This is a genomic window from Pseudomonas nitroreducens TX1 (genome assembly GCF_000313755.1).
Taxonomy (GTDB): Bacteria; Pseudomonadota; Gammaproteobacteria; order Pseudomonadales; family Pseudomonadaceae; genus Pseudomonas; species Pseudomonas nitroreducens_A.
This window is the reverse complement of the sequence record NZ_AMZB01000126.1, coordinates 77,035-101,786: the sequence shown is the minus strand read 5'-3', so window position 1 is coordinate 101,786 and position 24,752 is coordinate 77,035. Positions and strand designations below refer to the sequence as shown.

The 24,752-nt window shown below is 65.9% G+C and carries 20 protein-coding genes; 5 read left to right on the top strand and 15 right to left on the bottom strand.

The annotated features are described in order from the left end of the window. Positions 1-57: 57 nt before the first annotated feature. The 5 genes from C167_RS0123025 to C167_RS0123005 are packed head-to-tail and all read right to left on the bottom strand — an operon-like array spanning position 58 to position 6,173. Positions 58-624: a nucleotidyltransferase family protein gene (locus C167_RS0123025; protein WP_017520665.1), complete on the bottom strand. Its 567-nt coding sequence runs from the start codon at positions 622-624 to the stop codon at positions 58-60. Continuing rightward, the gene (locus C167_RS0123020) at positions 621-1,592 is read right to left on the bottom strand and encodes an XdhC family protein (RefSeq protein ID WP_017520664.1); all 972 of its coding nucleotides are present in this window, start codon (positions 1,590-1,592) and stop codon (positions 621-623) included. The genes C167_RS0123025 and C167_RS0123020 overlap by 4 nt, the downstream gene beginning before the upstream one ends. A gap of 3 nt (positions 1,593-1,595) precedes the next feature. Further along, positions 1,596-2,807: a cytochrome c gene (locus tag C167_RS0123015; RefSeq protein ID WP_017520663.1), complete on the bottom strand. Its 1,212-nt coding sequence runs from the start codon at positions 2,805-2,807 to the stop codon at positions 1,596-1,598. A 2-nt stretch (positions 2,808-2,809) separates the two neighbouring features. Beyond that, positions 2,810-3,349, bottom strand: coding sequence for a (2Fe-2S)-binding protein (locus tag C167_RS0123010; protein ID WP_017520662.1), 540 nt, complete (start codon positions 3,347-3,349; stop codon positions 2,810-2,812). Continuing rightward, positions 3,342-6,173: a xanthine dehydrogenase family protein molybdopterin-binding subunit gene (locus C167_RS0123005; protein WP_017520661.1), complete on the bottom strand. Its 2,832-nt coding sequence runs from the start codon at positions 6,171-6,173 to the stop codon at positions 3,342-3,344. The genes C167_RS0123010 and C167_RS0123005 overlap by 8 nt, the downstream gene beginning before the upstream one ends. Before the next feature lie 334 nt (positions 6,174-6,507). On the opposite strand from C167_RS0123005, the gene C167_RS0123000 reads away from it, so the two are divergent. Continuing rightward, positions 6,508-7,719 (top strand): MFS transporter, encoded by a 1,212-nt coding sequence (locus C167_RS0123000; RefSeq protein ID WP_017520660.1) that lies wholly within the window; start codon positions 6,508-6,510, stop codon positions 7,717-7,719. Positions 7,720-8,140: 421 nt separating this feature from the next. Here C167_RS0123000 and C167_RS32900 read toward each other — a convergent pair whose 3' ends face one another. From C167_RS32900 to C167_RS0122985, 3 genes are read right to left on the bottom strand one after another with little or no spacing between them, the layout of a single operon-like run. Then, positions 8,141-8,290: a DUF2474 domain-containing protein gene (locus C167_RS32900; protein WP_017520659.1), complete on the bottom strand. Its 150-nt coding sequence runs from the start codon at positions 8,288-8,290 to the stop codon at positions 8,141-8,143. Positions 8,291-8,301: 11 nt separating this feature from the next. Continuing rightward, positions 8,302-9,309, bottom strand: a complete 1,008-nt coding sequence (gene cydB, locus C167_RS0122990; protein WP_017520658.1) for a cytochrome d ubiquinol oxidase subunit II — start codon at positions 9,307-9,309, stop codon at positions 8,302-8,304. A gap of 3 nt (positions 9,310-9,312) precedes the next feature. After that, a complete protein-coding gene (locus C167_RS0122985) occupies positions 9,313-10,752 on the bottom strand; it encodes a cytochrome ubiquinol oxidase subunit I (protein WP_017520657.1) in 1,440 nt (479 codons plus the stop codon). Positions 10,753-11,211: 459 nt separating this feature from the next. On the opposite strand from C167_RS0122985, the gene C167_RS0122980 reads away from it, so the two are divergent. The 3 genes from C167_RS0122980 to C167_RS0122970 all read left to right on the top strand — a co-directional run bounded on the left by C167_RS0122980 (position 11,212) and on the right by C167_RS0122970 (position 14,261). After that, positions 11,212-11,991 carry a MetQ/NlpA family ABC transporter substrate-binding protein gene (locus C167_RS0122980; protein WP_017520656.1) on the top strand — a complete coding sequence of 260 codons (780 nt, stop codon included), beginning with the start codon at positions 11,212-11,214 and terminating at the stop codon, positions 11,989-11,991. Between the two features lie 118 nt (positions 11,992-12,109). Beyond that, entirely contained in the window at positions 12,110-13,300 is a 1,191-nt protein-coding gene (locus C167_RS0122975; protein ID WP_017520655.1) for a trans-sulfuration enzyme family protein, read from the top strand. 19 nt (positions 13,301-13,319) lie between these two features. Continuing rightward, positions 13,320-14,261: a sigma 54-interacting transcriptional regulator gene (locus C167_RS0122970; protein ID WP_017520654.1), complete on the top strand. Its 942-nt coding sequence runs from the start codon at positions 13,320-13,322 to the stop codon at positions 14,259-14,261. A 66-nt stretch (positions 14,262-14,327) separates the two neighbouring features. On the opposite strand, the gene C167_RS0122965 is transcribed toward C167_RS0122970, so the two are convergent. Further along, positions 14,328-14,663: a hypothetical protein gene (locus C167_RS0122965; RefSeq protein WP_015478994.1), complete on the bottom strand. Its 336-nt coding sequence runs from the start codon at positions 14,661-14,663 to the stop codon at positions 14,328-14,330. Between the two features lie 772 nt (positions 14,664-15,435). On the opposite strand from C167_RS0122965, the gene betT reads away from it, so the two are divergent. Then, positions 15,436-17,391 (top strand): choline transporter BetT, encoded by a 1,956-nt coding sequence (gene betT / locus C167_RS0122955; RefSeq protein WP_051167991.1) that lies wholly within the window; start codon positions 15,436-15,438, stop codon positions 17,389-17,391. Positions 17,392-17,449: 58 nt separating this feature from the next. Here betT and C167_RS0122950 read toward each other — a convergent pair whose 3' ends face one another. The 6 genes from C167_RS0122950 to C167_RS0122925 form a co-directional block, all read right to left on the bottom strand. After that, complete coding sequence (locus C167_RS0122950; protein ID WP_017520651.1) at positions 17,450-19,489, bottom strand: OPT family oligopeptide transporter; 2,040 nt, start codon at positions 19,487-19,489, stop codon at positions 17,450-17,452. A 326-nt stretch (positions 19,490-19,815) separates the two neighbouring features. Further along, the gene (gene tauD, locus C167_RS0122945) at positions 19,816-20,652 is read right to left on the bottom strand and encodes a taurine dioxygenase (RefSeq protein WP_017520650.1); all 837 of its coding nucleotides are present in this window, start codon (positions 20,650-20,652) and stop codon (positions 19,816-19,818) included. 237 nt (positions 20,653-20,889) lie between these two features. Beyond that, the gene (locus C167_RS0122940) at positions 20,890-21,708 is read right to left on the bottom strand and encodes an ABC transporter permease subunit (protein ID WP_017520649.1); all 819 of its coding nucleotides are present in this window, start codon (positions 21,706-21,708) and stop codon (positions 20,890-20,892) included. Further along, entirely contained in the window at positions 21,698-22,489 is a 792-nt protein-coding gene (locus C167_RS0122935; protein ID WP_017520648.1) for a taurine ABC transporter ATP-binding protein, read from the bottom strand. Before C167_RS0122935 ends, C167_RS0122940 begins: the two co-directional genes overlap by 11 nt. 130 nt (positions 22,490-22,619) lie before the next feature. Then, positions 22,620-23,639 (bottom strand): taurine ABC transporter substrate-binding protein, encoded by a 1,020-nt coding sequence (gene tauA / locus C167_RS0122930; RefSeq protein WP_017520647.1) that lies wholly within the window; start codon positions 23,637-23,639, stop codon positions 22,620-22,622. Positions 23,640-23,845: 206 nt separating this feature from the next. Next, positions 23,846-24,748, bottom strand: a complete 903-nt coding sequence (locus tag C167_RS0122925) for an acyl-CoA dehydrogenase family protein (protein WP_017520646.1) — start codon at positions 24,746-24,748, stop codon at positions 23,846-23,848. Between the last annotated feature and the right edge of the window lie 4 nt (positions 24,749-24,752).

Here is a 24,752-nt window from a genome sequence, read left to right as displayed (position 1 = left end):
GCCAGGGTTAGGGAGAGGGGCATCCTCGGCATGGAATACCGGAATTCACGATTGCACTTACAAGCGCAAGGCTTCCGGCGTGTCGACGTCCCGCAGCACGCCAGCGTCGTTTACATCCAGCATGATGCAACGGTCCCGATTCGCCTGCACCACGGCGCGAGCGCCTTCGTCGCCGGTGAGCTGTGTCAGCGCCGGCCAGAATTGGCGGCCAAACAACACAGGGTGCCCGCGCTGGCCGTCGAAAGTCGGAAAAAGAATGCTCGATGCGCTGGCCACATCGCTCAGCGCACGCAGGGTCTCAGGGGCGATCCACGGCATGTCGCCCAGCAGGATGGCAACCGCCTGAGCCTGGGAATCGATCAGCGACGCCGCGCCGGCCGCCAGGCTGTGTCCCATGCCGAGCACCGCCTCCGGGCTGTGGATAACCCGGCAGCCGGAGGGCAGGCCGAAATCCTCCGCCCGCTCGCCGTCACGCAGTACCACCCGCACTTCATCGAATACCGCCAGCGCACGCTCCATGCTGTGGGCCAGCAGGCTGCGGCCGTCGGGCAGGCTCGCGCTGCGTTTGTCGGCGCCGAAGCGCGAACCCTGGCCGGCGGCCAGGACCAGCGCGACGACCGTCACAGTGCCTCGCGGGCAATCCCGCTGCGGGTGCGCAGGATATCGGCCAGCACGGCCAGGGCGATTTCCGCCGGGGTCTTGCTGCCCAGGTTGAGGCCGATAGGGGCGTGGATGCGCGCCAGCTCGGCCTCGTTCAGACCGCCGATGCGGTGCAGGCGCTCCCGGCGCTTCTCGGACGTGGTGCGCGAGCCCATCACGCCGATGTAGAAAGCCTCGGTGCGCACGGCTTCGAGCATCGCCAGGTCATCGATCTTCGGGTCGTGGGTCAGGGCGACCACGGCGGTATCCGCGTGACAGCCGCCGTTGGCGATGAACACCGAGGGCAGTTCGCGACGGATTTCGATGCCATCGAGCACGACGCCATCCAGCGCCTCTTCGCGGGGGTCGCAGAGGATCACCTCGAAGCCCAGGCCCTTGCCGAACTCCGCGCAGAAATGCGCGACGCTGGAGTAGCCCGCCAGCAGCAAGCGCTGTGCAGCCCCCACGCGCAGCAGCACGCGGGCTTCGTCACGCTCGACGCGCGGGCCGTGCTCATGGTCATCGCTCAGGCGGCGAGAACCGTCGACCAGGCTCACTTCGCGCAGTAGACGGCGCTGGCCGAGCAGCGCCGACTCCAGCTCGCGCAGGTGGGCCTGGACGTCGCAATCGGGGGCGAGGTTTTCCACCAGTACGTCGAGGATACCGCCGCAGGGCAGGCGGATGTTCGTGCGGGTATCGGTGCCGTCGCCGTAGCGCACCACGACCACCGGCTCGTTGAACTCACCCTCGGCCACGCGTTCGAGGAAATCATCCTCGACGCAGCCGCCGGACAGCGAGCCCACCCACTGGCCGCTGGCGTTGACCGCCAGCAGCGAGCCCGGCGCGCGGGGCGCCGAGCCGTAGGTGAAGAGCACGGTGCATAGCCAGACACGCTGGCCGGCAGCGGACCACTTGAGTGCCTGGCGGACGACTTGCAGATCAAGATGCTGCACGGCTTACTCCGACTTCAGTTGAGCCACCTGTTGTACGCCCATGTCGCCCGGCAAGCCACCCCAGGCCTGACGCAGGTAGTTGATCAGGTCGGCGAGCTGCTCGTCGCTGAGCTTGTCGGCGAAGCCCGGCATCGGCTGCATGCGCTCGAAACCGGTGAACTGCTGCTCGCGGATGCCTTCGACGATGACCTTGGCCAGGTTGCGCGAATCGGCCAGGCGCAGGGTGGTGTTGCCCTGCATCGCCACCGCGATGTGCGGCTTGCCCTCGCCGTCGTTGCCATGACAGCCGGCGCAGACGTTGAGGTATTGCTGGCGGCCGCGCTTGGCGCTGTCGCTGAGCTGGTCCTGGGCGACTGCCTGGACCACCTTGGCCTGCGGCGGCTGATCGCCCAGCAGGTAGGTGGACATGGCGGTCAGGTCCTCGTCCCCGAGGTGCTGGGTGCTCAGGTGCATCACCGGGAACATCTCGTTGAACATGCTGCCCTGGGGGCTCATGCCGTGCTTGAGAAAGCCGGTGAGATCGGCGCTGGTCCAGCCGCGCTCGGCCAGGTCCTGGGCCAGCAGGCTCGGGGCGCTGTAACCGTTGAGCAGGCCGCCGGTAAGGCGCTTGTCCTGCTGCAGGGCGCCGATCTGGTTGCGCGGGGTGTGGCACTCGCCGCAGTGGCCGAGCACTTCCACCAGGTATTGGCCGCGCTTGTAGGCGTCGCTCTTGCCCTCGGTGTTTTCCAGCTGGACGCTCTTGCCGTAGAGCATGTTCCAGCCCGACAGCCCCAGGCGCACATTGAACGGGAAGCCCAGGCGGGTTTCGGGCGCGGCGCGGTGCACCGGCGTCTGGCTCATCAGGTAGGCGTAGAGGGCATCGCTGTCCTCGCGCTTGATGAGGTGGTACGAGGTGTAGGGCATGGCCGGGTAGAGGTTGGCGCCGTCCTTGCGCTTGCCCTCGGTGAGGGCGGCGAAGAAGTCGTCGGCGCTGTAGTTGCCGATGCCAAAGTCCTTGTCCGGGGTGATGTTGCTGCCGTAGATGGTGCCGAATGGCGAGTGGATCGGCAGCCCGCCGGCGAACGGCGCGCCGCCCTCGGCGGTGTGGCAGGCCATGCAGTCGGCGGCGCGGGAGACGTACTCGCCGCGCTTGACCAGCTCCTGGTCGGCCGCCTGGGCGCTAACCGCCAGGCCGAGGCCGGCAGCCAGCGCGAGGCCGGAAAGAATACGCTGCATGCTTAGCCCTCCTTGACCAGGCCGAGATCGGTCAGCACTTCGCGGGTGGCGTCGTAGTAACGCACGTACCCAGTGCAGCGACAGATGTGGTGGCCGAGGCTCGCTTCGATGGTCGACTCCAGTTCGCTCTTCTTCAGCGGCTGGCGCTGGGCCTTTTCCACCAGCACCGTGGCGGCGTTGACGAAGCCCGGTGCGCAGTAGCTGCACTGGAAGGCGAAACGGTCGACGAACTTCTGCTGGATCGGATTCAGTTCCTTCACCGAACCGTCTGCCTCGCGTTTGGCGTGGCCCTCGATGGTGCGCACCTTCTTGCCTTCGAAGTAGTGCGCGCCGGTGATGCAGGTGCGCACTTCCTCGCTGGTGCCGTCGGGGTTGTCGACGATCACCACGCAGGCGTGGCAGATGCCCTGGCCGCAGCCCAGGCGCGAGCCGGTGAGGTTCTGGTATTCGTGCAGGTAGTCGATCATCGGCAGGTCCTCGGGAACCTCGACCGGACCGACGGTTTGACCATTGAGGGTCAGGTTGAGCGGACGGTTAGCCATTGAGGGCCTCCTTGATGCGAGCGGGGGTTATGGGCAGGTCGCGGACACGCTTGCCGATGGCATGGGCCACGGCGTTGCCGATGGCGCCGACCACCGGGATCATGACCACTTCGGCGATGCCCTTGGACGGGTCGCTGGGCGAGAGCGGCGGAAGGATTTCCGAGCTCTGCTGCCAGACGGCCACGTCCTTCGCCTTCGGGAGACGGTAGCGGTTGAAGTTCCAGTCGCCCTCGCCCGGCCCACCCTCGTACAGCGGCATGTCTTCCAGCAGCGCATGGCCGATGCCCATGGCGGTGCCGCCTTCGATCTGGCCTTTCACCAATTCCGGCACCAGTACGCGACCGCACTCGATCCAGCTGTGGTGGTTGAGCACGGTGACTTCGCCGTTGCCCTTGTTCACCTTCAGCTCGACGATGGTCGCCACCGGGCTGTAGTAGGTCACGGCGGCATTGTTCAGTTGCACCGGCGGGTAGGCCACGTTCTGGCGATCCAGCAGGTGGAAGCCGGCGCTGTTCATCTGCGCCTTCTTCACGCCTGGCGCGCCGTCGCCGTATTTCACGGCCAGGGCGTCCAGGGGCAGGCGGTCACGCACGCCGTCGATGACGAAATCGCACTCCGCCCAGCTCCAGCGGTTGAAGCCGTGGACGGTGGCCCCGGTAACCAGGCCCTTTTCGTGAGCGACCTGGGCCAGCTCGGCGAACGACAGCGGCTCCAGGCCGTTGGCGGTGAGCTTGCCATCGACCCAATGGGCGTCTTCGCGGCGCACCACCAGCGGGTTGGCGGCGCCGTTGAACGGGCCACGGCGCCAGATTTCCAGGGCCGCCGGCCACAGGCCGTGGTTGAACAGCACGCGCGCCGCTTCGCGGGTGGCGTGGCTGAAGTAGTAGGCCGAGTTGGTCGCCGACGACGCCGAAGCGTACTTGCCGACCCAGCGCGGGTTGCGCAGCTTCTCGTCCTGGGTGGGCTGGCTCATGGTGTAGGGGTCTTCGCCGCTGAGCAGCTGAAGCTCCGGCCACTCGGTCTCGGCGGTCTTCATCTCGTCCGCCGGCTTGCCAAGGAAATCGGCCGCCACCAGCGCCTGGGACGTGGACATGCCAGTGCCGATCTCGATGCCGATGTGGCGCATGTGCACCTTGCCCTGGGCATCGAACTCGATGCTCGCCATGGGCGCTTCGGAACCGGTGCCGAAATCCTTCTGGCAGATGGCGAAACCGACGCCGTACCAGTGGTCCGGGTCCTTGGCGTCCATCGACTGCTTGCGCGCGTCGCGGGTCTTCCACCACTCATGGGCGGCGGCCTTGTCGAGGATCTCGTGCAGGCGCAGGGCGCCGGCGGGAATCGCACCCTGGGTGTTCTTCATGCCCGACTTCAGCGCGTTGACACGGCGCAGCTCGATGGCGTCGACGCCCAGGCGACCGGCGATCTCGTCCACCATCATCTCGGTGGCGGCCATGCTCTGCAGGGTGCCGTAGCCACGCATGGAGCCGGCCTCGACGGCGCGGGAATGGTAGGCGGTCACCTGCAGGTCGTTCTGCGGCATGTAGTAGATCGACTGCGCGGCGGTGGCGCCCACCGCGGCCACGGACGGGCTGTAGTTGATGCGGCCGCCGCCGTCCACGCTCATTTCGGTGCGGAAGATCTTGAAGGTCATGTCCTTCTTGTCCACCGCGAGCTGGTAGCGGATGTCGAACGGGTGGCGCTTGATGCCGCTCTGGAACTGTTCGTAGCGGTCATTGGCCAAGCGCACCGGTACACCGTTGCCGTACAGCGCAGCCAGGGCCGCGTAGAAGACGAAGATGTTGTGGTCCTTGGAACCGTAACCTACGGTGTAGCCGGGGTGCATGTTCAGCCTGGCCAGGCCGAAGCGCGACGGGGCGATCATGTGCGCCGTCTCGTAGGCCGCCTCGAACGGGCACTGGGTGGCGACCACGAAGTGCAGGGTCTTGCTCGCCGGGTCGTACCAGCCGTTGCCGTTGTCGGGCTCCATGGCGGCCGGCTCGATGGACGGGGTCTTGTAGCGTTCGTCGAAGACCAGCCAGTTTTCCGGCGGGTTTTCGATCTGCTCCTTGATCTTCTGCGCGTAGAACAGGCCTTGCTCGGTGAGGTCGCCGTGCTGGTTGGGCTGCTGGTTCCACACTGGTTTGCGCTCACGGATCATCGGGAACAGGATCGAGTCCTTGAGGCTGGAGAACTCGTCCGGATCGGCCGAAGTCGCGCCGCCGACGCGCACGTAGCGGAAGCTGCCGTAGGGATCGCCCTGGTACAGCGGCGCCTGCGCGCCGTAGCGGATCGCCTTGTCGTTGAACTTCATCTTGAGCTTGGCCTGACGGAAGCGCTCGAAGTCGTTCCAGATCAGGATGGCCACCGGGTGGCCGATGAACATCGGCACCTTGCCACGCGGCAGCAGCGGGTCCGGGGCGTGGGCTTCGGGGAAGACGATGCCGTCCTTGTCCAGGTCCTCGGCGGTGACGATGCGGTCGGGCTGCAGGTCGGCGCCCAACCAGGCGAGGTCGATACCGTCGAAGATGCGGTCGGCCTTGATGGTCTTGAGCAGCATGGCGTGGCCCTGCTGCTGCGGCCAGCCGGGCATGTCCTTGGAACGGATGTCGCGGGCGAACACCTTGTTGCCGCAGACCTTGGACAGCGCGTCGTTACGGAAGCGCGCCTTGCCGTCGTGGCCCATCCACTGCTGGGGGGAGACGGTGACGGAGTTCTCCATCAGGGCAGCGAAGGCCCGGCTGCCGAGCGGCGCCATGGTCACGCTGACACCGGCAATCAGCCCGCCTTGCAGGAAGGCGCGCCGGGAAATATCACGGTTGGACATGGTTCATCCTTGGGACGGTGAAGGCCGCCCATATGGTGTTTTTTCTGTGCTGGGGAGAGTTCGGGGGCCGCACAATCGCGGGCGTCTCGGGGATGGCGCCGGAGAAAGGATCCTGCAGTAAAACCTGACTCTTCTGTCAACTTTAACGCACCTCAATAGTGCGAAGCAAAGTCAATCGGGCAGCTTGTCGCGGCGATGAAAATTTTAGTCGACGGGTCGAGACTATTCGCCAATAGCGCAATCCGCCGACGACCAGCAGAAAAGTGTTACGCCGTGCTACGCTGCGCAGCCCTTGCTTAGCCCCCTAACGAACCCTCCGGACAAAGCCCTGAACATGAGCGCCGAAGCCACGTCCCTGCTGCGCCACCGCCCCTTCCTCGCCTTCTGGCTGGCGCGCGTCTGCACCGCCAGCGCGTTCCAGATGATCACCGTGGCCATCGGCTGGCACATCTACGAGCTGACCCACAACGTGCTCGATCTCGGCCTGGTGGGACTGGTGGAGTTCACCCCGCGCGTGCTGTTCATGCTGCACACCGGTCACGTCGCCGACCGCTACGACCGCCGGCGCATCGCCTCGCTCTGCCAGATCGGCCAGGGCCTCATCGCGGTGGCGCTGGTGGTGGGCGCCAGCACCGACAACGTGACGCGAGAGATGATCTTCGTGATGGCTTTCCTGCTCGGTACCGCACGGGCCTTCGAGATGCCGACCACCCAGGCGCTGCTGCCGAACATCGTGCCCACCGCGCTGTTCCCCCGCGCCGTGGCGGCATCCGCCTCGGCCATGCAGGCGGCGACCATCGCGGCGCCAGCCTTCGGCGGTTTCCTCTATGCGTTTGGTGCCTTCTGGGTCTACACGCCCACGGCAGTGCTGTACTTCATCGCCTGCACCCTGGTGCTCACCCTGCCCTCGCGCCAGGCGCCAGCCGCGCAAGGCAAGGCCACGCTGGAATCGCTGCTGGCGGGCATTCGCTTCATCCGTAGCCGCCCGGACATCTTCGGCGCCATCTCCCTGGACCTGTTCGCCGTGCTGCTGGGCGGCGCCACCGCGCTGCTGCCGGTGTTCGCCAAGGACATCCTGCTCACCGGCCCGTGGGGCCTGGGCCTGCTGCGCTCGGCCCCGGCGGTGGGCGCGTTGCTGATGTCGTTCTGGCTGGCGCGCTTCCCCATCGAGCGCAACGTCGGGCGGATCATGTTCACTGCCGTGGGCGTGTTCGGCGTCACCACCATCGCCTTCGGCCTGTCGACCTCCTTCTGGTTCTCCCTGGCGGTGCTGGTGGTGCTGGGTGCGGCGGACATGATCAGCATGGTCATCCGCGGCGCCTTCGTGCAGCTGGAGACCCCGGATGAAATGCGCGGCCGGGTCAGCGCAGTGAATGGCCTGTTCATCGGCGCCTCGAACCAGTTGGGCGAGTTCGAATCCGGCCTTACCGCCCACTGGCTCGGCACTGTGCCGGCGGTGGTGCTGGGTGGGGTCGGCACGCTGATCGTCACTGGCGCGTGGATGAAGCTGTTCCCAAGTCTGGCCAAGCGCGACACGTTGCACTGATCGCTCCCGAGCGCCGCCTCTGTAGGAGCGAGATTGCTCGCGAACATTGGTGCGAGGCATTGTCCTCACCCTAGCCCTCTCCCAAGGGGAGAGGGGACCGATCGGCGCAGGATGGAACGACAGCATCAGCCGGCACGGACGCCCCCTCTCCCTTCAGGGAGAGGGTTGGGGAGAGGGAAATACAGCGATGTCCCGATGTTAGGGCGACTGCCCCCTCCCTAGCCCTCCCCCTGAAGGGAGAGGGGACCGTTCGGTGCAGGGCTGCAAGACGGCGTTAGCCGGCAATTCCTGTTCGCGAGCAAGCTCGCTCCTACAAAAAACAATCCCGAATCTGGACAAAAAAATCCCCCGCACGAAACCGTGCGAGGGAGGTGGGAACGGGCGCCGGGGGACGGCGCCCGGATGGGATCGATTGCGCGGGCTAGTGCGGCGTGCCCAGCCCCGCCGCGCTCATGAACAGGCGCATCAGCCAGGCCGCCACGCCAAGGGCGGCGACGCTCAGTACCCAGATCAGCACCAGCCAGCCCAGCCGCTTGCGCAGCGGTGCTTTCTCCTGCTCTTCATGAGTCATCGCGCGCACCTCTAGTGGTAGCCATCGCCATGCTTCACCTTGCCGCGGAACACGTAGTAGCTCCAGGCGGTGTAGCCGAGGATGAAGGGGATGATGAACAGCGCGCCGACCAGCATGAAACCCTGGCTCTGCGGCGGTGCGGCAGCGTCCCAGATGGACAGCGACGGCGGCACGATGTTCGGCCACAGGCTGATGCCCAAACCGCTATAGCCCAGGAAGATCAGCACCAGGGTGAGCACGAAAGGCTTCACGTGGTCGTTGTTCGCCACCGAACGCAGCAGGCTGTAGAAGGTCAGCAGCACCAGCAGCGGCACCGGCAGGAACCAGAACAGGTTGGGCAGGCTGAACCAGCGCTGGGCAATCTCGCCATGGGCCAGCGGGGTCCACAGGCTGACGACACCGATCACGGCCAGCAGTACCAGCGCCAGAGGGCGCGCCAGGTCGTGCATGCGCTCCTGCAGCTTGCCTTCGGTCTTCATGATCAGCCAGGTGCAGCCCAGCAGGGTGTAGGCCACCACCAGGCCCAGGCCGCAGAACAGCGGGAACGGCGCCAGCCAGTCCAGCGCGCCGCCAGCGAACGCACGGTTCTGCACCGGGATGCCTTCGATGAAGGCGCCCAGCGCCACGCCCTGGAAGAAGGTCGCGACCAAGGAGCCGGCGATGAACGACTTGTCCCACAGGTGACGCTTGTTGGCCCGCGCCTTGAAGCGGAACTCGAAGGCCACGCCGCGGAAGATCAGCCCGACGAGCATCAGAATCAGCGGCAGGTAAAGCGCCGAGAGCACGGCCGAATACGCCACCGGGAAGGCGCCGAACAGTGCCGCACCGCCCAGCACCAGCCAGGTCTCGTTACCGTCCCAGACCGGAGCGACGGTGTTCATCATTACGTCGCGGTCGCTCTCGTCCTTGAAGAACGGGTAGAGCATGCCGATGCCCAGATCGAACCCGTCCATGACCACGTACATCATGATCCCGAAGATGATGATGATCGCCCAGATCAGCGGAAGATCGATGCCCATGATTCAGTTCCTCCCTTCCAGGCTGTCGCTGTCGCCATCTTCCAGGCCCTCTTCGGCCGCCGACAGCGGCCGGGCCGGGGTGCGTTTCTGGCCTGCACCGCCGTGGCTGGTTTCGCGGCCTTCGTGAGTGACCGGGCCTTTGCGCACCAGGCGCATCATGTAGCCGATGCCCACGCCGAACAGCGTGAAATACACCAGCACGAACATCACCAGGGTCAGGCTCATCTGCGTGACGCTGTGATTGGACACCGCATCGGAGGTGCGCATCAGCCCGTACACCACCCAGGGTTGGCGACCGATCTCGGTGGTGAACCAGCCGGCGAGGATCGCGATCAGGCCGGACGGCCCCATCCACAGCACCAGGTGCAGGAACGCGCGGTTCGCGTAGAGCCGCTTGCGCCAGCGCAGCCAGACGCTCCACACGCCGATCAGGATCATCAGCAGCCCCAGGCCGACCATGACGCGGAACGACCAGAAGATGATGGTGGAGTTGGGCCGGTCAGCCTTCGGGAAGTCTTTCAGTGCCGGGATCGGCTCGGTCAGGCTGTGGTTCAGGATCAGGCTGCCCAGTACCGGGATCTCGATCTTGAAGCGGGTTTCCTCGCGCTCCATGTCAGGCCAGCCGACCAGGATCAGCGGCGTCGGGCCGCCTTCACTGTTGTCCCAGTGGCCTTCGATGGCGGCGATCTTCGCCGGCTGGTGCTGGAGCGTGTTCAAACCATGGGCGTCGCCCACCATGGCCTGGATGGGCGCGACGATCAGCGCCATCCACATGGCCATCGAGAGCATCTTGCGGATCGCCGGGTTGTCGCGGCCGCGCAACAGGTGCCAGGCCGCCGAGGCGCCGACGAAGAAGGCGGTGGCAACGAACGAGGCGATCGCCATGTGCAGCAGGCGATAGGGGAAGGACGGGTTGAAGATGATTGCCAGCCAGTCCACCGGCACCACGATGCCGTTGATGATCTCGTGGCCCTGCGGGGTCTGCATCCAGCTGTTGGAGGCGAGAATCCAGAAGGTCGAGATCAGCGTGCCGATCGCCACCATGACGGTGGCGAAGAAATGCAGGCCCGGGCCGACGCGGTGCCAGCCGAAGAGCATGACGCCGAGGAAGCCGGCTTCGAGGAAGAATGCCGTGAGCACTTCGTAGGTCAGCAGCGGGCCGGTAACGCTCCCGGCGAACGCCGAGAATGCGCTCCAGTTGGTGCCGAACTGGTAGGCCATGACGAGGCCGGAGACCACGCCCATGCCGAAGTTGACGGCGAATATCTTCGACCAGAAGTGATAGAGATCGCGGTAGACCTCATCGCCGGTCTTCAGCCACAAGCCTTCGAGCACCGCCAGGTAGCTGGCGAGGCCGATGGTGATGGCCGGGAAGATGATGTGGAAGGACACGGTAAAGGCGAACTGGATCCGAGCCAGGTCGAGCGCCTCCAATCCGAACATGACGATTCCTCTTTCAGGCTGACGCCGGCCTCACGTAAAGGGCCGGGCACCGTACCTTGCGCATGCGCAGGGCGTTCTTGCGTGACGTGTTTTCGAGCCCGCCGGTCTGCTGCCGGTTCGACTTCATTTCGCTACAGACAGAATGGCCTGCATTGCGCATTGACGCCGCTCAATGAAGCAAAGAGATATTACGCCGCAGCCCCGCGCAATCCGGCGTGGTGGGTTGCCGCGCGACGGGGTGTCGCGCGACAGCTTGTCCCAGGACGCACACTGGCCGCCATATGAACAAAATCGAATATGAAAATGAAAAATTAATATTTTATTGGAATAACAAGACCGGGTAGCTTTCACTGCAACCGCTGCCGAATGAGCCGCGGAAAAGAATCCACCGCCCGTACGAAGGCCCCATCCCGGCCGGCCCGGACGCCAGCGGTCATCTGCCCCACAAGGACATCCGCAATGAAAAAGCTGCTGCTTCTGACCGCCCTCGCCGCTGCCTTCACCACTTCCGCTTTCGCCAACGAAAAGCTGGTCGTCGCTGCCACCCCGATTCCCCACGCCGAGATCCTCGAGCTGATCAAGCCGACCCTGGCCAAGGAAGGCGTGGACCTTCAGATCAAGGTCTTCACCGACTACGTGCAGCCCAACGTGCAGGTCGCCGAGAAGCGCCTGGACGCCAACTACTTCCAGACCAAGCCGTACCTGGACAACTTCAATGCCGGCAAGGGCACCCACCTGGTCACCGTGACCGGCGTGCACGTCGAGCCCTTCGGCGGCTACTCGAAGAAGTACAAGTCCATCGACCAGCTGCCTGACGGCGCCACCGTTGCCATCCCCAACGAAGGCAGCAACAGCGGCCGCGCGCTGCTCCTGCTGCAGAAGGCCGGCGTGATCAAGCTCAAGGACCCGAGCAACGCCCTGGCCACCCCCAAAGACATCGCCGAGAACCCCAAGCACCTGAAGTTCAAGGAGCTGGAATCGGCCCTGCTGCCACGCGTGCTGGACCAGGTCGACCTGGACCTGATCAACACCAACTATGCGCTGGAAGCCAAGCTCAACCCCGTGAAGGACGCGCTGGTCCTCGAAGACCGCAACTCGCCCTACGTGAACTACCTGGTGGCGCGCCCGGACAACAAGGACAGCGATGCGCTGAAGAAGCTCTCCGCCGCCCTGACCAGCCCGGAAGTCAAAGCCTTCATCGAGAAGAAGTACAACGGCGCCGTGGTGCCCGCCTTCTGATCCGTCGCCCGGCCGACTGTCGGGCGCAACGACTCCCACGCTGGGCGCGCCTTGGGCGCACCCGCTTCGACGCCGGTGGGCAGGTTCCACCGGCGTTTTTCTTTCCCAAGGACCTGCCATGAGCGACCACGCCAAAGGCCCCTCCACCCGCTCCGTGCATGCCGGCCACGATGCCGACCGGCGCATGATCACCCGCGCCAAGAGCCAGCCGATCTACCAGAGCTCGGTGTTCGTCTACGACTCCCTGGAACAGGTCGATGACTTCCTTGCCGGCAACCCCGACAACTACATGTACACGCGCATCGGCAACCCCAACCACAGCGCCGTGGAGGAGCTGCTGCGCGAACTGGAGGGCGGCGAGGACGCACTGTTCTCCGCCTCCGGCATGGCGGCCATTTCCGCTGCGCTGCTGGGTGTACTGGGCGCCGGCGACCACCTGATCGCCAGCCGCGAGCTGTACGGCACCACCCAAAGCCTGATCGAGAGGGAGCTGACCCGCTTCGGCATCGCCTCCACCCTGCTCGACCTCAACGACCTGGCGGCGGTGGAAGCCGCGATCACCCCGAGCACCAAGCTGATCTACACCGAGACCGCCTCCAACCCGCTGGTGCGCGTGAGCGACGTGCCGGCGCTGGCCGCCCTCACCCATCGCCACGGTCTCAAGCTGCTGGTGGACAACACCTTCCTCTCGCCGGTGCTCTACCAGCCGCTGCGCGACGGCGCCGACCTGGTGGTCCACAGCACCACCAAGTACCTCAACGGCCATAGCGACGCCATGGGCGGCGCGCTGGTGGGCGACGCCCAGTGGATTGCCGCCGCGCGACGCTTCCAGATCAATGCCGGCGGCAGCGCCAGCCCCTTCGAGAGCTGGCTGAATTTCCGCGGCGCGAAGACCCTGGCCCTGCGCATGAAGGCCCACTCGCAGAACGCCCAGGCGCTGGCCGAAGCCCTCGAAGCACATCCGCAGGTGGCCCGCGTGTTCTACCCCGGCCTGCCTTCGCATCCGGACTTCGAGTTGGCGCAGCGGCTGTTCCGCAAGGGCCATTCGGGCATGTTGAGCTTCACCTTGAAGGGTGGTCTTGATCAGGTCGACACGCTGATCGGCGAGCTGCAATTGGCCGCTTTCGCTCCATCGCTGGCCGGCGTCGCCAGCAGCATCACCCACCCCGGCAAGACCTCGCACCGCGCGCTATCCGCCGAGGCCCTGACCGCGCTGGACATCCACGACGGCACCATTCGCGTCTCGGTGGGCATCGAGGACAGCCAAGATATCGTCCAGGATTTCCTGCAGGCGCTGGACGCGCTGTAGAAGCAGAAGGAGAAACACCATGAACGCACCCCACGGGCCGCTGCCGCTGCTGACCTTCCCCGACGCCGACAAGAGCCCGCTGAGCATCCGCGCCAAGGCGCTGGTGTTCTTCGATCCGCGCTCCCACGAAGTGCGCGACGAAGTGGAACGCCTGGCGCCGCTGCCGCAACCGGTGCTGATCCACGGCGAGACGGGCACCGGCAAGGAACTGCTGGCCCGTCACATCCACCGCGCCAGCGAACGCCCGGGCCTGTTCGTCGCGGTGAGCTGCAGCGCCCTGAGCCGCAACTACGCCGAGGCCGAGCTGTTCGGCTATGCCCCGGGCGCGCACAACGGCCCGGTAGGCAGCCGCGCCGGCTGGTTCGGCTCGGCCAACGGCGGGACATTGTATCTGGACGAGATCGCCGACCTGCCGCTGTCGCTGCAACAGAAGCTGCTGCGCGTGCTGCAGGAGCGCGAGGTACTGCGCGTCGGCGCCCGAGAGCCGGTGCCGGTGGACGTGCGCCTGGTCGCCGCCACCAGCATCGACCTGGGGCAGGCAGTGAAAGCAGGGAAATTCCTCGAAGGGCTGCAGCAGTACCTGCACGACGGCAACCTTACGCTACCACCGCTGCGCGAGCGCATCGGCGATATCCAGCCACTGGCCGAGTACTTCCTCGGCGTGCATGCGCAGCGCCTGGAACTGCCGGTGCCGCAGATCGCCAATGATACCCAGCGCGCGCTGGAGGGCTATCCGTGGCCGGGCAATATTCGCGAATTGGAAAACGTCATCCACTTCGCCCTGCTGGTCAGCCCGGACGAGGAGATTCGCCCGGAGCACCTTAACTTTTCAGGTGGAGTGGCGGGGTCAGGCGGCGTAACGGGAGTCAGCGAGGAAACGCTGGAGCGCCTGGCACGCCAGCCCGGCGTCGAGGCGCAGCTGCGTGCGCTGCTGCAACGCCTGGAGCACGAGCGCGGCTGAGTCGCCGCGCTGTAGTCGCCAGCGCGCCCCGAAGGGCGCGCACGGGCGACAGCATGCTGCTGGGGCTTACTTGGTAGCGGTGTTCGAGTGAGCAACCACCGGAGTGCACGACGGGTTGGTCAGCTTGGCCGGATCGGTCAGCAGGCCCGGCATCATGCGCGAGGTGCAGTTGAACACACGGCCTTTGGTGGTGGTGGCGACGTAGGAGAGTTCCTGGCCACCCAGGGCATCCGGCTGGCCGGCTTTGACGTCGCTGACTACCAGCTCGTCGGAGGAGGCCAGACCGATCATCTGAGCGGTAGCGGCCTGCAGCGGAACGATGGCCTGGTTGGTGGTCATGGTCTGGCAACCGGCCAGCGAAGCGAAGAGTGCAGTGGCAATGGCGATGCGTTTGAAGTCCATCTCGAGATGCTCCCTGTTGGTGGTTTTTTGTCCTGCCGGGGGAGACTAACGGAATCGGCGAGTCAATCGCCATAGTCATTTCACATGTTTTTCACGAAATATTGCACATCCGTTCAAGTTTTAAGACTCGAGGACGCTCTAGTTCGGGAACTGTGCTATGCAGCAACCTGTTTCGCGCGGGTGACAGCCGTTTATCGCGTCGAAGTCAGACGTGGCGCTGAACCGTTTCACCTTTGGCGACGAATGGTCGCAGTGAAAGGCTTCGTCGACCTGAAGGTTTGCGAGAGGGAATCCTGAGCAACAAGTCAAAAACAGGACTATTTACCGCAAAACAACATGAAAGCAGTCTCATCGACCGCCTCAATACCTTCCATCAAGACCATTCACTTCTTTTTGTCACAATCTTCAGGGAAAATGGCTAACAGGCGGTCGGGACCCATTTTCCCCGGCGCCATTGGAGACTACCGTGACCAGCTTTGCCGCTCTTGCCAACTTCTTCGCCGCCACCGCTTTCCTGACCGCGCCCGTGAAGGCCGACCCGGAACGCCGTGAGATCCGTGAGGCGAAAAAGAACCGTCGCAAGTAAAGCAGTACCCGCTCCGCTCGGCCCTCACACAGGGCCGGCGGCGGGACCATCGGTCCCGCGGATTGGCCTTTTCGGGCTCAATCGTGTTTTCATTGAATGCTTGTTCAAGGAAAATTTCGAGGGACCCCGCCCGTTTTGTCCGTTGCACAATCCTCCCCGTCCGTATCACCCTCCCCCGCCATGCGCATGAACCCGCCGGTCTTCTACGGTGCGGCCGCGCTGATCCTGCTCTTCGCCCTGATCGTCATCGCCCAGCCGCAACAGGCCGGTGAATGGCTGCTCGCCGCACAGTCCTGGGCCGCCGACACTGTCGGCTGGTACTACCTGATGGCGATGACGCTGTACCTGATCTTCGTGGTGGTCACCGCGCTTTCCGGCTACGGAAAGATCAAGCTCGGTGCCGACCACGACGAGCCGGAATTCAGCTACCTGTCCTGGGCCGGCATGCTGTTCGCCGCGGGCATCAGCATCACCCTGTTCTTTTTCTGCGTGTCCGAGCCACTGACCCACTTCGCCCAGCCACCGCAAGGTGAAGCCGGGACTCCGGAAGCGGCGCGCCAGGCCATGCAGCTGCTGTTCCTACACTGGGGCCTGCACGGCTGGGGCGTGTTCGCCCTGGTGGCGATGGCGCTGGCCTATTTCGCCTACCGCCATAACCTGCCGCTGGCGCTGCGCTCGGCGCTCTACCCGCTGATCGGCAAGCGCATCAACGGCCCCATTGGCTACACGGTGGACTGCTTCGGCATCATCGCCACGGTGTTCGGCCTGGGCGCGGACATGGGCTTCGGCGTGCTGCAGCTCAACGCCGGGCTGGACTTCCTCTTCGGCGTCGCCCATAGCCATCCGGTGCAGATGACCCTGATCGCGCTGATGATGGGCGCGGCCATCCTGGTCGCCGTGTCCGGCGTCGACAAGGGCATCCGCCTGCTGTCGGACATCAACATGCTGCTGGCCTGCGCGCTGCTGCTCTTCGTGCTGTTCGCCGGCCCCACCCAGCACCTGCTCAACACCCTGGTGCAGAACATCGGCGACTACCTCGGCGCCCTGCCCACCAAGAGTTTCGACCTCTATGCCTACGGCCAGGAAGGCAGTGACTGGCTGGGCGGCTGGACGGTGTTCTACTGGGCCTGGTGGATCGCCTGGGCGCCCTTCGTCGGCCTGTTCATCGCGCGCATCTCGCGCGGGCGAACGATCCGGGAATTCGTCTTCGGCGTGCTGTTCATCCCGCTCGGCTTCACCCTCGCCTGGATGTCGATCTTCGGCAACAGCGCCCTGGACCAGGTGCTCAATCACGGCTTCAGCGAGCTGGGCCGCGTGGCCATCGCCGACCCGTCGATGGCGCTCTACCAGATGCTGCAGAACTACCCGGCCAGCCGCGTGGTGATCGCGGTGACGGTGCTGGTGAGCTTCGTCTTCTTCGTCACTTCGGCGGACTCCGGCACCGTGGTGCTCTCCACCCTCTCCGCCCAAGGCGGCAGCGCCGACGACGATGGCCCTAAGTGGCTGCGGGTGTTCTGGGGCGTGGCCACCGCACTGGTCACCGGCGGCCTGCTGTTCGCCGGCAGCATCGATGCGCTGAAGTCAGCCGTGGTGCTGACCTCGCTGCCCTTCTCGCTCATCCTGCTGCTGATGATGTGGGGCCTGCACAAGGCCTTCTACCTGGAGTCCCAGCGCCAGCGCGCGCGCACCCATTCACTGGCGCCGCCCTCGGCCAAGCCCGGCGGCTGGAAGCGGCGCATCTCCCAGGCGGTGCACTTCCCCACCCGCGACGAGGTGTACCGCTACATGGTCGACGTGGTCACCCCGGCGATCACCGAGGTCTGCGAGGTGTTTCGCGAGAAGGGCCTGCAGGTGGATTCCGACCTGGACCTGAGCAACCTGGAGATCGGCCTGGAGATCGGCCACGGCGCGCAGCATCCGTTCCTCTACCAGGTCTCGATGCGCGGCTACTTCACCCCCTCCTTCGCCCGTGCCGGCATGGGCGGCCTGCACCTGAAGAACCGCCGCTACTTCCGCGCCGAGGTGCACCTCTCCGAAGGCAGCCAGGACTATGACCTGATGGGCTACAGCAAGGAGCAGATCATCAACGACATGCTCGACCAGTACGAGCGCCACCTGCAGTTCCTGCATCTGGTGCGCTGAGCCCGTACCCCCACGAAAAAGGCGCCCGCAGGCGCCTTTTTCGCATCACGGCCAGGGATCAGGCGCGGGTGCCGGTCAGCACCTTGCGGTAGAACAGCACGCAGATTGCCACGAACACCACCAGCCCCAGCCACTGCGCGGTGTCCTCGAAAGATTCGCCGACCAGTGCCAAAGGCGTAGCGGAACCGGTGGCGCCGATGATGGCGGCGAGCAGGATGCCCATCAGGCTCTCGCCGACAATCAGGCCGGAAGCCAGCAGCACGCCCCGGCGCCTGGGCTCGTCGGAGAACTTCTCCACATCCTTGCCAGCCGCCGCCGCGCGCTTGGCCAGGGCGGTTTCCAGCAGCCAGCCGATCACCGCGCCAACCACCAGGGTCATGCCGATTGTCGGCGGCAGGTAGATGCCCAGGCCGACTGCCAGTACCGGCAGGCTGGCCTTGCCGGTGCGGCGCAGCAGCACGTCCACGAGGATCAGCGCGATCCCCAGCGCCACGCCGATCAGGATCATGTTCCAGTTCAGCGCGTTGTGGAAAATCCCACTGGCAATCGCCGTCATCAGCGTCGCCTGCGGTGCGGCCAGCGCGGCGTTCGGGTCCATGCCCTCGCGCGGCAGCGCACCGGTGAAGCCATAGGCGTTGAACAGCAACTCCAGCACCGGCGGGATCACCAGGGCGCCCACCAGGCAGCCGACGATCAGCGCCAGCTGCTGGCGCCACGGGGTCGCGCCGACCAGGTAGCCGGTCTTCAGGTCCTGCAGGTTGTCGTTGGAAATCGCCGCGATGGCGATCACCACCGAGGTGGTGAACAACGCCAGGGCGATGGCCAGCTTGCCGCCCTGCTGGTCGAGGAAGCCGGCCTCCAGCGAGCCGACGCCCAGGATCAGCAGCGACACCAGGATCACCGCGATGATGCCGATACCGGAGATCGGGCTGCTCGACGAACCGACCAGGCCGGCCATGTAGCCGCAGGCGGCGGCGATCAGGAAGCCGAAGAAGAAAGCAAAGATCACGCAGACCGCCACCAGGCCCCAGAAGCCGAAGCCATGGAGGTCCGGCGCGGCCTCACCGAGGAAATAGGAGAACACCACGAACAGCGCCAGCAAGAGAACGCCGGCAATGGTGACGATCCACTTCGCCGACAGGTCCTGCTCGGTGCGCAGGTCGCTGCTTTCACCACGGCCGCTGACGGCGCTGAGCGATGACCAGACGCCCTGCACCATGGGTTTGAACAGAGTGGCCAAGGTCCACAGTGCGGCGATACCGATGGTGCCGGCGCCGAGGAAGCGCACCTGGCTGCTCCAAAGCTTGTTTGCCAGCTCCGGCAGGCTCTGCCCGGCGGCCAGCACGCTGTTGACCGAGAGCAGCGGCACCGCCACGCCCCAGGCGATGACCACGCCGATCAGGATGGCGATGCCGGCGGTGATGCCCATCAGGTAACCGGCACCCACCAGCGCCAGGGAGAAGCCGGTGGACAGGCGGAACGCCGCTTGCCCGGCGGTGAGCCAGAAGCTGAAGCCTTCGGCGAGCACCTTGAAACCGCTGCTGAGCAGGCTGAAGGCGGCGGCGACCACACCACCGGCGAGGATGTCGCGCAGGCCCGGGCCACCGGCTTTCGCGGGCTTGCCGGCCTTCTCTTCCTCTTCGTCCTGGCTGCCGACGCGCAGGATTTCCGCCGCCGCCACGCCTTCGGGGTACGGCAAGTTGCTCTGCACCACCATCACCCGGCGCAGCGGAATGGTGTACAGCACGCCGAGGATGCCGCCGATGGAGCAGATCGCCGCGGTCTGCCAGAACGGGAAGCCGCTCCAGTAGCCGATCATCAAGAGGCCGGGCAGGATGAAGATGATCGAGGACAGGGTGCCGGCGGCCGAAGCCTGGGTCTGCACCATGTTGTTCTCGAGGATGTTGGAGCCGGAGAAGTAGCGCAGCACGGCCATGGAGATGACCGCCGCGGGGATCGACGATGCGAAGGTCAGGCCGACCTTGAGGCCGAGGTACACGTTGGAAGCGGTGAACACCACGGTGATCAGCGCGCCGAGAATCAGGCCGCGAACCGTCAGCTCGGCGAGGTTGGACTCGTCGGGAATCCTTTCTTGCATGTAGGCAGTCTCTTCATAAAGCGGAACTGCCAAAGCGTAGGACAGTGAGCCATCCGCCGCGACCTAGAATGGCGACGAATGCGGTCTGCGGTGCGGCTTTGTTGCCGCAAGTCACGGGGATGACGGGATATTCCAGGCTGTTGCCGCCTTGTAGGAGCGAGCTTGCTCGCGAACGGATTCCCCGACGGGTTGGGCGTTATGCGCTTCGCGAGCAAGCTCGCGCCTACACAAAAATTCCGTAGGGCGCATAACGCCTATGGCGTTATCCGCCCCGGCGGCGGATAACCCGTTCCGGGTTATGCGTCCTACAGGTGCCGCCCATCAAGTCAGAACGGCTTGTCGCCCAGGATCGTCGCCCGGTGCATCACCCGCCGCTGCGGGCGGTAGTCGTCCACCGCATAGTGCTGGGTCACGCGGTTGTCCCAGAAGGCCACGTCGTTCTCCCTCCAACGCCAGCGCACGGTGAATTCCGGGCGGCTGAAGTGGGCGAACAGCAGGTCGAGGATGGCGCGGCTTTCCGCCGGCTCCAGCTCGTTGATACGAGTGGTGAAGCCATCGCTGACGAACAGCGCCTTGCGCCCGGTGACCGGGTGGGTACGGATCACCGGATGGCTGCGCGGCGGATTCTTCTTGCGAGCTTCCTCCAATCGCGCGAGGTCGGCATCGGTGGCGCCGAAGCGTTCCTGGGGGAAGGACTTGCTGATGTCGTGGGTCGCGGTGAGTCCGTCGAGCAACCGCTGCAGCGGTTTCGACAGCGCCTCGAAAGCCGCGATGCCGCTGGCCCACAGGGTGTCGCCACCGTAGGGCGGCAGCTGTTTGGCAGCCAGCACGGCGCCCAGCGCCGGGGTTTCCAGGAAGGTCACATCGGTGTGCCAGATGGCGTTGTCGCGCACGTCGGTGACGGCGGTGTCGAGGACGATGACCTCGCGCTGTTCGGGCGAGCTGGGGTAGATCGGATGGATATGCAGGTCGCCGAAGCGCGTGGCGAAGTTTGCCTGCTGGGTCGGCGTCAGCGGCTGGTCGCGGAAGAACAGCACGTGATGGTCGAGCAGGGCCTGCTCGATCTGGCGCTGCGCCGCGTCGTCCAGCGGGTCGGCCAGACGCACGCCGGAAACGATGGCGCCGAGGGCCGGGCTGATGGGTTCGATGCTCAGGGTGGTCATGTTCGTGTTCTCTCGTGAGGTTCACGGGGAAAGGCGCCCTCTCCCCAACCTTCTGACTAGGCGTCCCCCCCTGAAGGGAGAGGGGGCTTGTTCGGTGTATTCGCAAAGGACGGTCAACCCCTTCAGCCGCGCAGACTCATCCATGAGGCGGAGGTATCGAAGCCCCTCAGGACAGTCCCCTCTCCCGCTTGCGGGAGAGGATTAGGGAGAGGGGCTTTTACCCCGCCCGGCAGAGCGTCACTCCCAGGAAGCAAATCGCTTCTGCAGCCAGCGCAGCCCAAGCTCGAAGCCCAGCGCGATGGCGGCGATCAGCAGGATCCCCAGCACCACGACATCGGTGGCGAGAAACTGCGCGGCGGACTGCACCATGAAGCCCAGGCCACGGTTGGCGGCGATCAGCTCGGCGGCGACCAGAGTCGACCAGCCCACGCCCAGGGCAATGCGCAGGCCGGTGAGGACCTCCGGCAGGGCGCTGGGCAGGATCACGTGGCGCACCACTTGCAGCCGGTTGGCGCCCAGGCAGCGCACGGCCTGGATGCGCGACTTGTCCACACGGCGCACGCCGGCGGCGGTGGCGATCAGCAGCGGGGCGAACAGCGCGAGGTAGATCAGCAGCACCTTGGACAGCTCGCCGATGCCGAACCAGATGACGATCAGCGGCAGGTAGGCCAGCGGCGGCACCGGGCGGTAGAACTCCACCAGCGGATCGAAGGCTGCGCCCACCAGCGGGTTGAGGCCCATCAGGATGCCCAGCGGAATCGCCGTCAGCACCGCCGCGCCCAGCGCCAGCAGCACACGCAGCAGGCTGGTGCCGATGTGCTGCCAGAGCGATGCATCGACGTAGCCCTCGGCAAGCAGGCGCTGGAAGGCTTCCACCAGTTGCTCCGGTGCCGGCAGGAACAGGGTGTCGACCCAGCCCAGGTGCGTGGCCAGCCACCAGAGCAGGAAGATTCCGCCGACGCTGCCGGCGGCGGCCCAGCGTCGGTAGTCGCGCGGCACACTGCGGGATTGCGGCGCGGCGGCCGGAAGTTTGGCGGCGAGGGTATCAGTGGGCATGCTCGGCCTCCGGTTCCTCAAGGAACTCATCCAGCAGCAGTTGGCGCAGACGCGCGAATTCCGGGTCGGACTTGATCGAACGCACCGGCTCGCCGGCGGCGTAGCGGCGCGCGAAGTCCAGTGGCAGGCGCTTGACGATGCGCGCCGGCGGGCCGTCCATCACCACCAGGTCGGTGGCCAGGAACAGCGCTTCATCGACGCTGTGGGTGATCAGGAACAGGCCCTTGCCGGTCTTGCGCCACAGGTCGAGGGTCAGCACCTGCATGCGCTCGCGGGTCAGCGCGTCGAGGGCGCCGAAGGGCTCGTCGAGCAGCAGGAAGTCCGGCTCCACCGCCAGTGCGCGGGCCAGGCCCAGGCGTTGCCGCTGGCCGCCGGACAGTTGCGAGATGCGGTAGTCCGCGTGCTCGCCCAGGCCTACCAGCTTGAGGACTTCATGGGCGCGGGCGCTGCGCTCGGCAGCGCCGACGCCACGGATGCGCAGGCCCAGGGCGACGTTGTCCAGCGCGCTCAGCCAGGGCATCAGCGCGTCGTCCTGGAACACCACGCCGCGCTCGCCGCCGGGGCCGCTGAGGGTGCGGCCGTCGATCTGCACGCGGCCGCTGTCCGGCGCCTGGAAGCCCGCCAGCACGTTGAGCAGGCTGGACTTGCCGCAGCCGGACGGGCCGAGCACCACCAGGGATTCGCCCTTGGCCAGGCTGAGAGTGAGGTCCTGCAGCACGACGCGCTCGCGTCCGCGCTGCTGGAAGGTGAGGCTGACCGCCTCGGCCGTCAAACGGCTCATGTTCTGCCCTCCGTAGGGTGAGAAGAAATGCGTGGTGCCCTCCGTAGGAGCGAGCTTGCTCGCGAACCGACTAGAGATTCAGATCCAGCCGGTGTTCGCGAGCAAGCTCGCTCCTACGAAAAGCAACCCCTTAGCGCTGCCCCACCTGCACGCTCTCCGCCTGGCGCACGTAGTCGGCGCTGACGTAGGGCGAGTAGTCCTTGAGCACCGACGGCACGCGTTTCTGCTCCTTGAGGAAGGCGGCGGTGCCGGCGATGTCCTTGGCGGTGCCGCCGCCCAGCAGGGCAGACGACAGTTGGGCCTGGGCTTCGGGGAAGGCGGAGCCGGCCAGCAGTTCAGGCACGTCCTGCGGATCGGCGCCGGTCAGCTTGGCGATCTTCTTCACCTGCTCGGAATCGGCGGTCCACTGGGCCTTGTGGGCGTTGTAGTCGGCGAAGGAATCCAGGCTCACCTTGGCGAACTTGGCGATGATTTCCGGGTGCTTCTCGGCAAAGTCCTTGCGGGCTACCCAGACCTCGAAGGTCGGTGCGCCCCACTGGCCCACTTCGGCGGCGTCGGTCAGCACCTTGCCGGACTTCTTGATCTCACCCAGGGCGGGGGACCAGACGAAGGCGCCATCGATGTCGCCACGGCGCCAGGCGGCGGCGATCTCGGTGGGGTTGAGGTTGACGATCTTTACCTTCGCCGGGTCGATCTGCCAGTGCTTGAGTGCGCCCAGCAGGCTGTAGTGCGAGGTGGAGACGAAGGGCGTGGCAATGGTCTTGCCGACGAGGTCTTCGGGCTTTTCGATCTTGCTGCCGTTACGCACCACCAGGGCCTCGGCGGCGTTGATCTGCGCGGAGACGATGAAGGCGACGATCGGCAGGCCGCGCGAAGTGGCGGCGGCCAGCGGGCTGGAACCGAGGTTGCCCAGCTGCACGTCGCCCGAGGCAATGGCGGCGACCACTTCCGGGCCGCTGTTGAAGCGGCGCCAGTCGAGTTTCTCGCCGATGACTTTCTCGTAGGTGCCATCGGCTTGCGGGACCTTGGTCGGGTCGATGCCGGTCTGGTAGCCCAGGACGATGTCGGCGAACGCGGCGCCCTGGAAGGACAGGGCAGCCGCAACAGCGACGCCGGCGAGGGCACGGCGTACGAAACGAGGCTTGTTCATGGTGGTTCCTCTGAAGATGACGGCGGTGCCGGCCTCACAGAGGGGACGGACCACGGGACGGGATTCGATGGGTTGAAACAGGTGTCCGGCGGTCCGGTAGAGCTAGATTACCGATATAAAAAACTTCGAATAAATACTTTTTAGTTCTTAACTTATGAGCGCCAGCGCTTGTCTCGATTCGGCTACAGGCCGCGTGGTTCGGCGCCTCAGGTGGCACCGGCAAGCAACCGGGCGCGGGTGCCTTCCTGGCGCAAGCCAACCTGCACCGCGTGTTGCGCCACGGCAGCGGTTTCCGCCACCAGGGTCGCCAGCGCCGCGCTGCGGCTGAAGCTCAGGGCGCTGCCCGCCGCCTGGGCCGATTCGAAGGCCACCGCCGACTGTTCCGACAGCCGCAGCCCCAGCCCCAACAGCCGCTGCAACTCCCCCGCCGCCGCCCGCGCCGGCAGGTTCTCGAAGGCCTGCACGGCCAGGCCCAGGGCGATGTTCGCCTGCAGCAGCCCGGCGAGGCTGCCGCGCAGCTGCGCACGGGGCGTCCACGGCAGGCCGGGCGGCTGCAGGATATCTTCCGGATGCAGGCGCACCTCATGGCAGCGCAGCAGCCCCCCGCCGTTGGGCTCGAAGCGATCCAGCCCGTCACGGTCCGCCGGCAGCGCGGCGATCAGCAGGCCTTCGCTGGGCGCATGGCGCGCCGAGATCAGCAGCCAGTCCACCGCCTCCGCCCCGAAGCAGTCGTGGCGCCCGCCCTGCAGCAGGAAACCGCCGCGCCGATGCTCGCGCGCCAGCAGGCGGCTTTCCTGATGATCCACCGCTTCGCCCCACAGCCATTCGCGCTCCACGCTGAGCGGCAGCAGGCGCTCGCGCTGCTCGGAGCTGCCCAGCAGCAACACGCTGGCCAGTTGCAGGTGATGCAGGGCGAACAACCGCGCCAGGGTGCCGTCGCGCTCGGAGAGATCGCGCAGGGTCTGCAACACCTCGCCCCAGCCGGCACCGCGCCCGCCATATTCGCGCGGCACCGACAGGTCCAGCAGACTGGAGGCGCGCAGGGCATCGCTCCAGCGCTGGGTGGGTGAGAGTTGGGACAGAGAGGAAAGCGGTACCACCAGGCTCATGCAC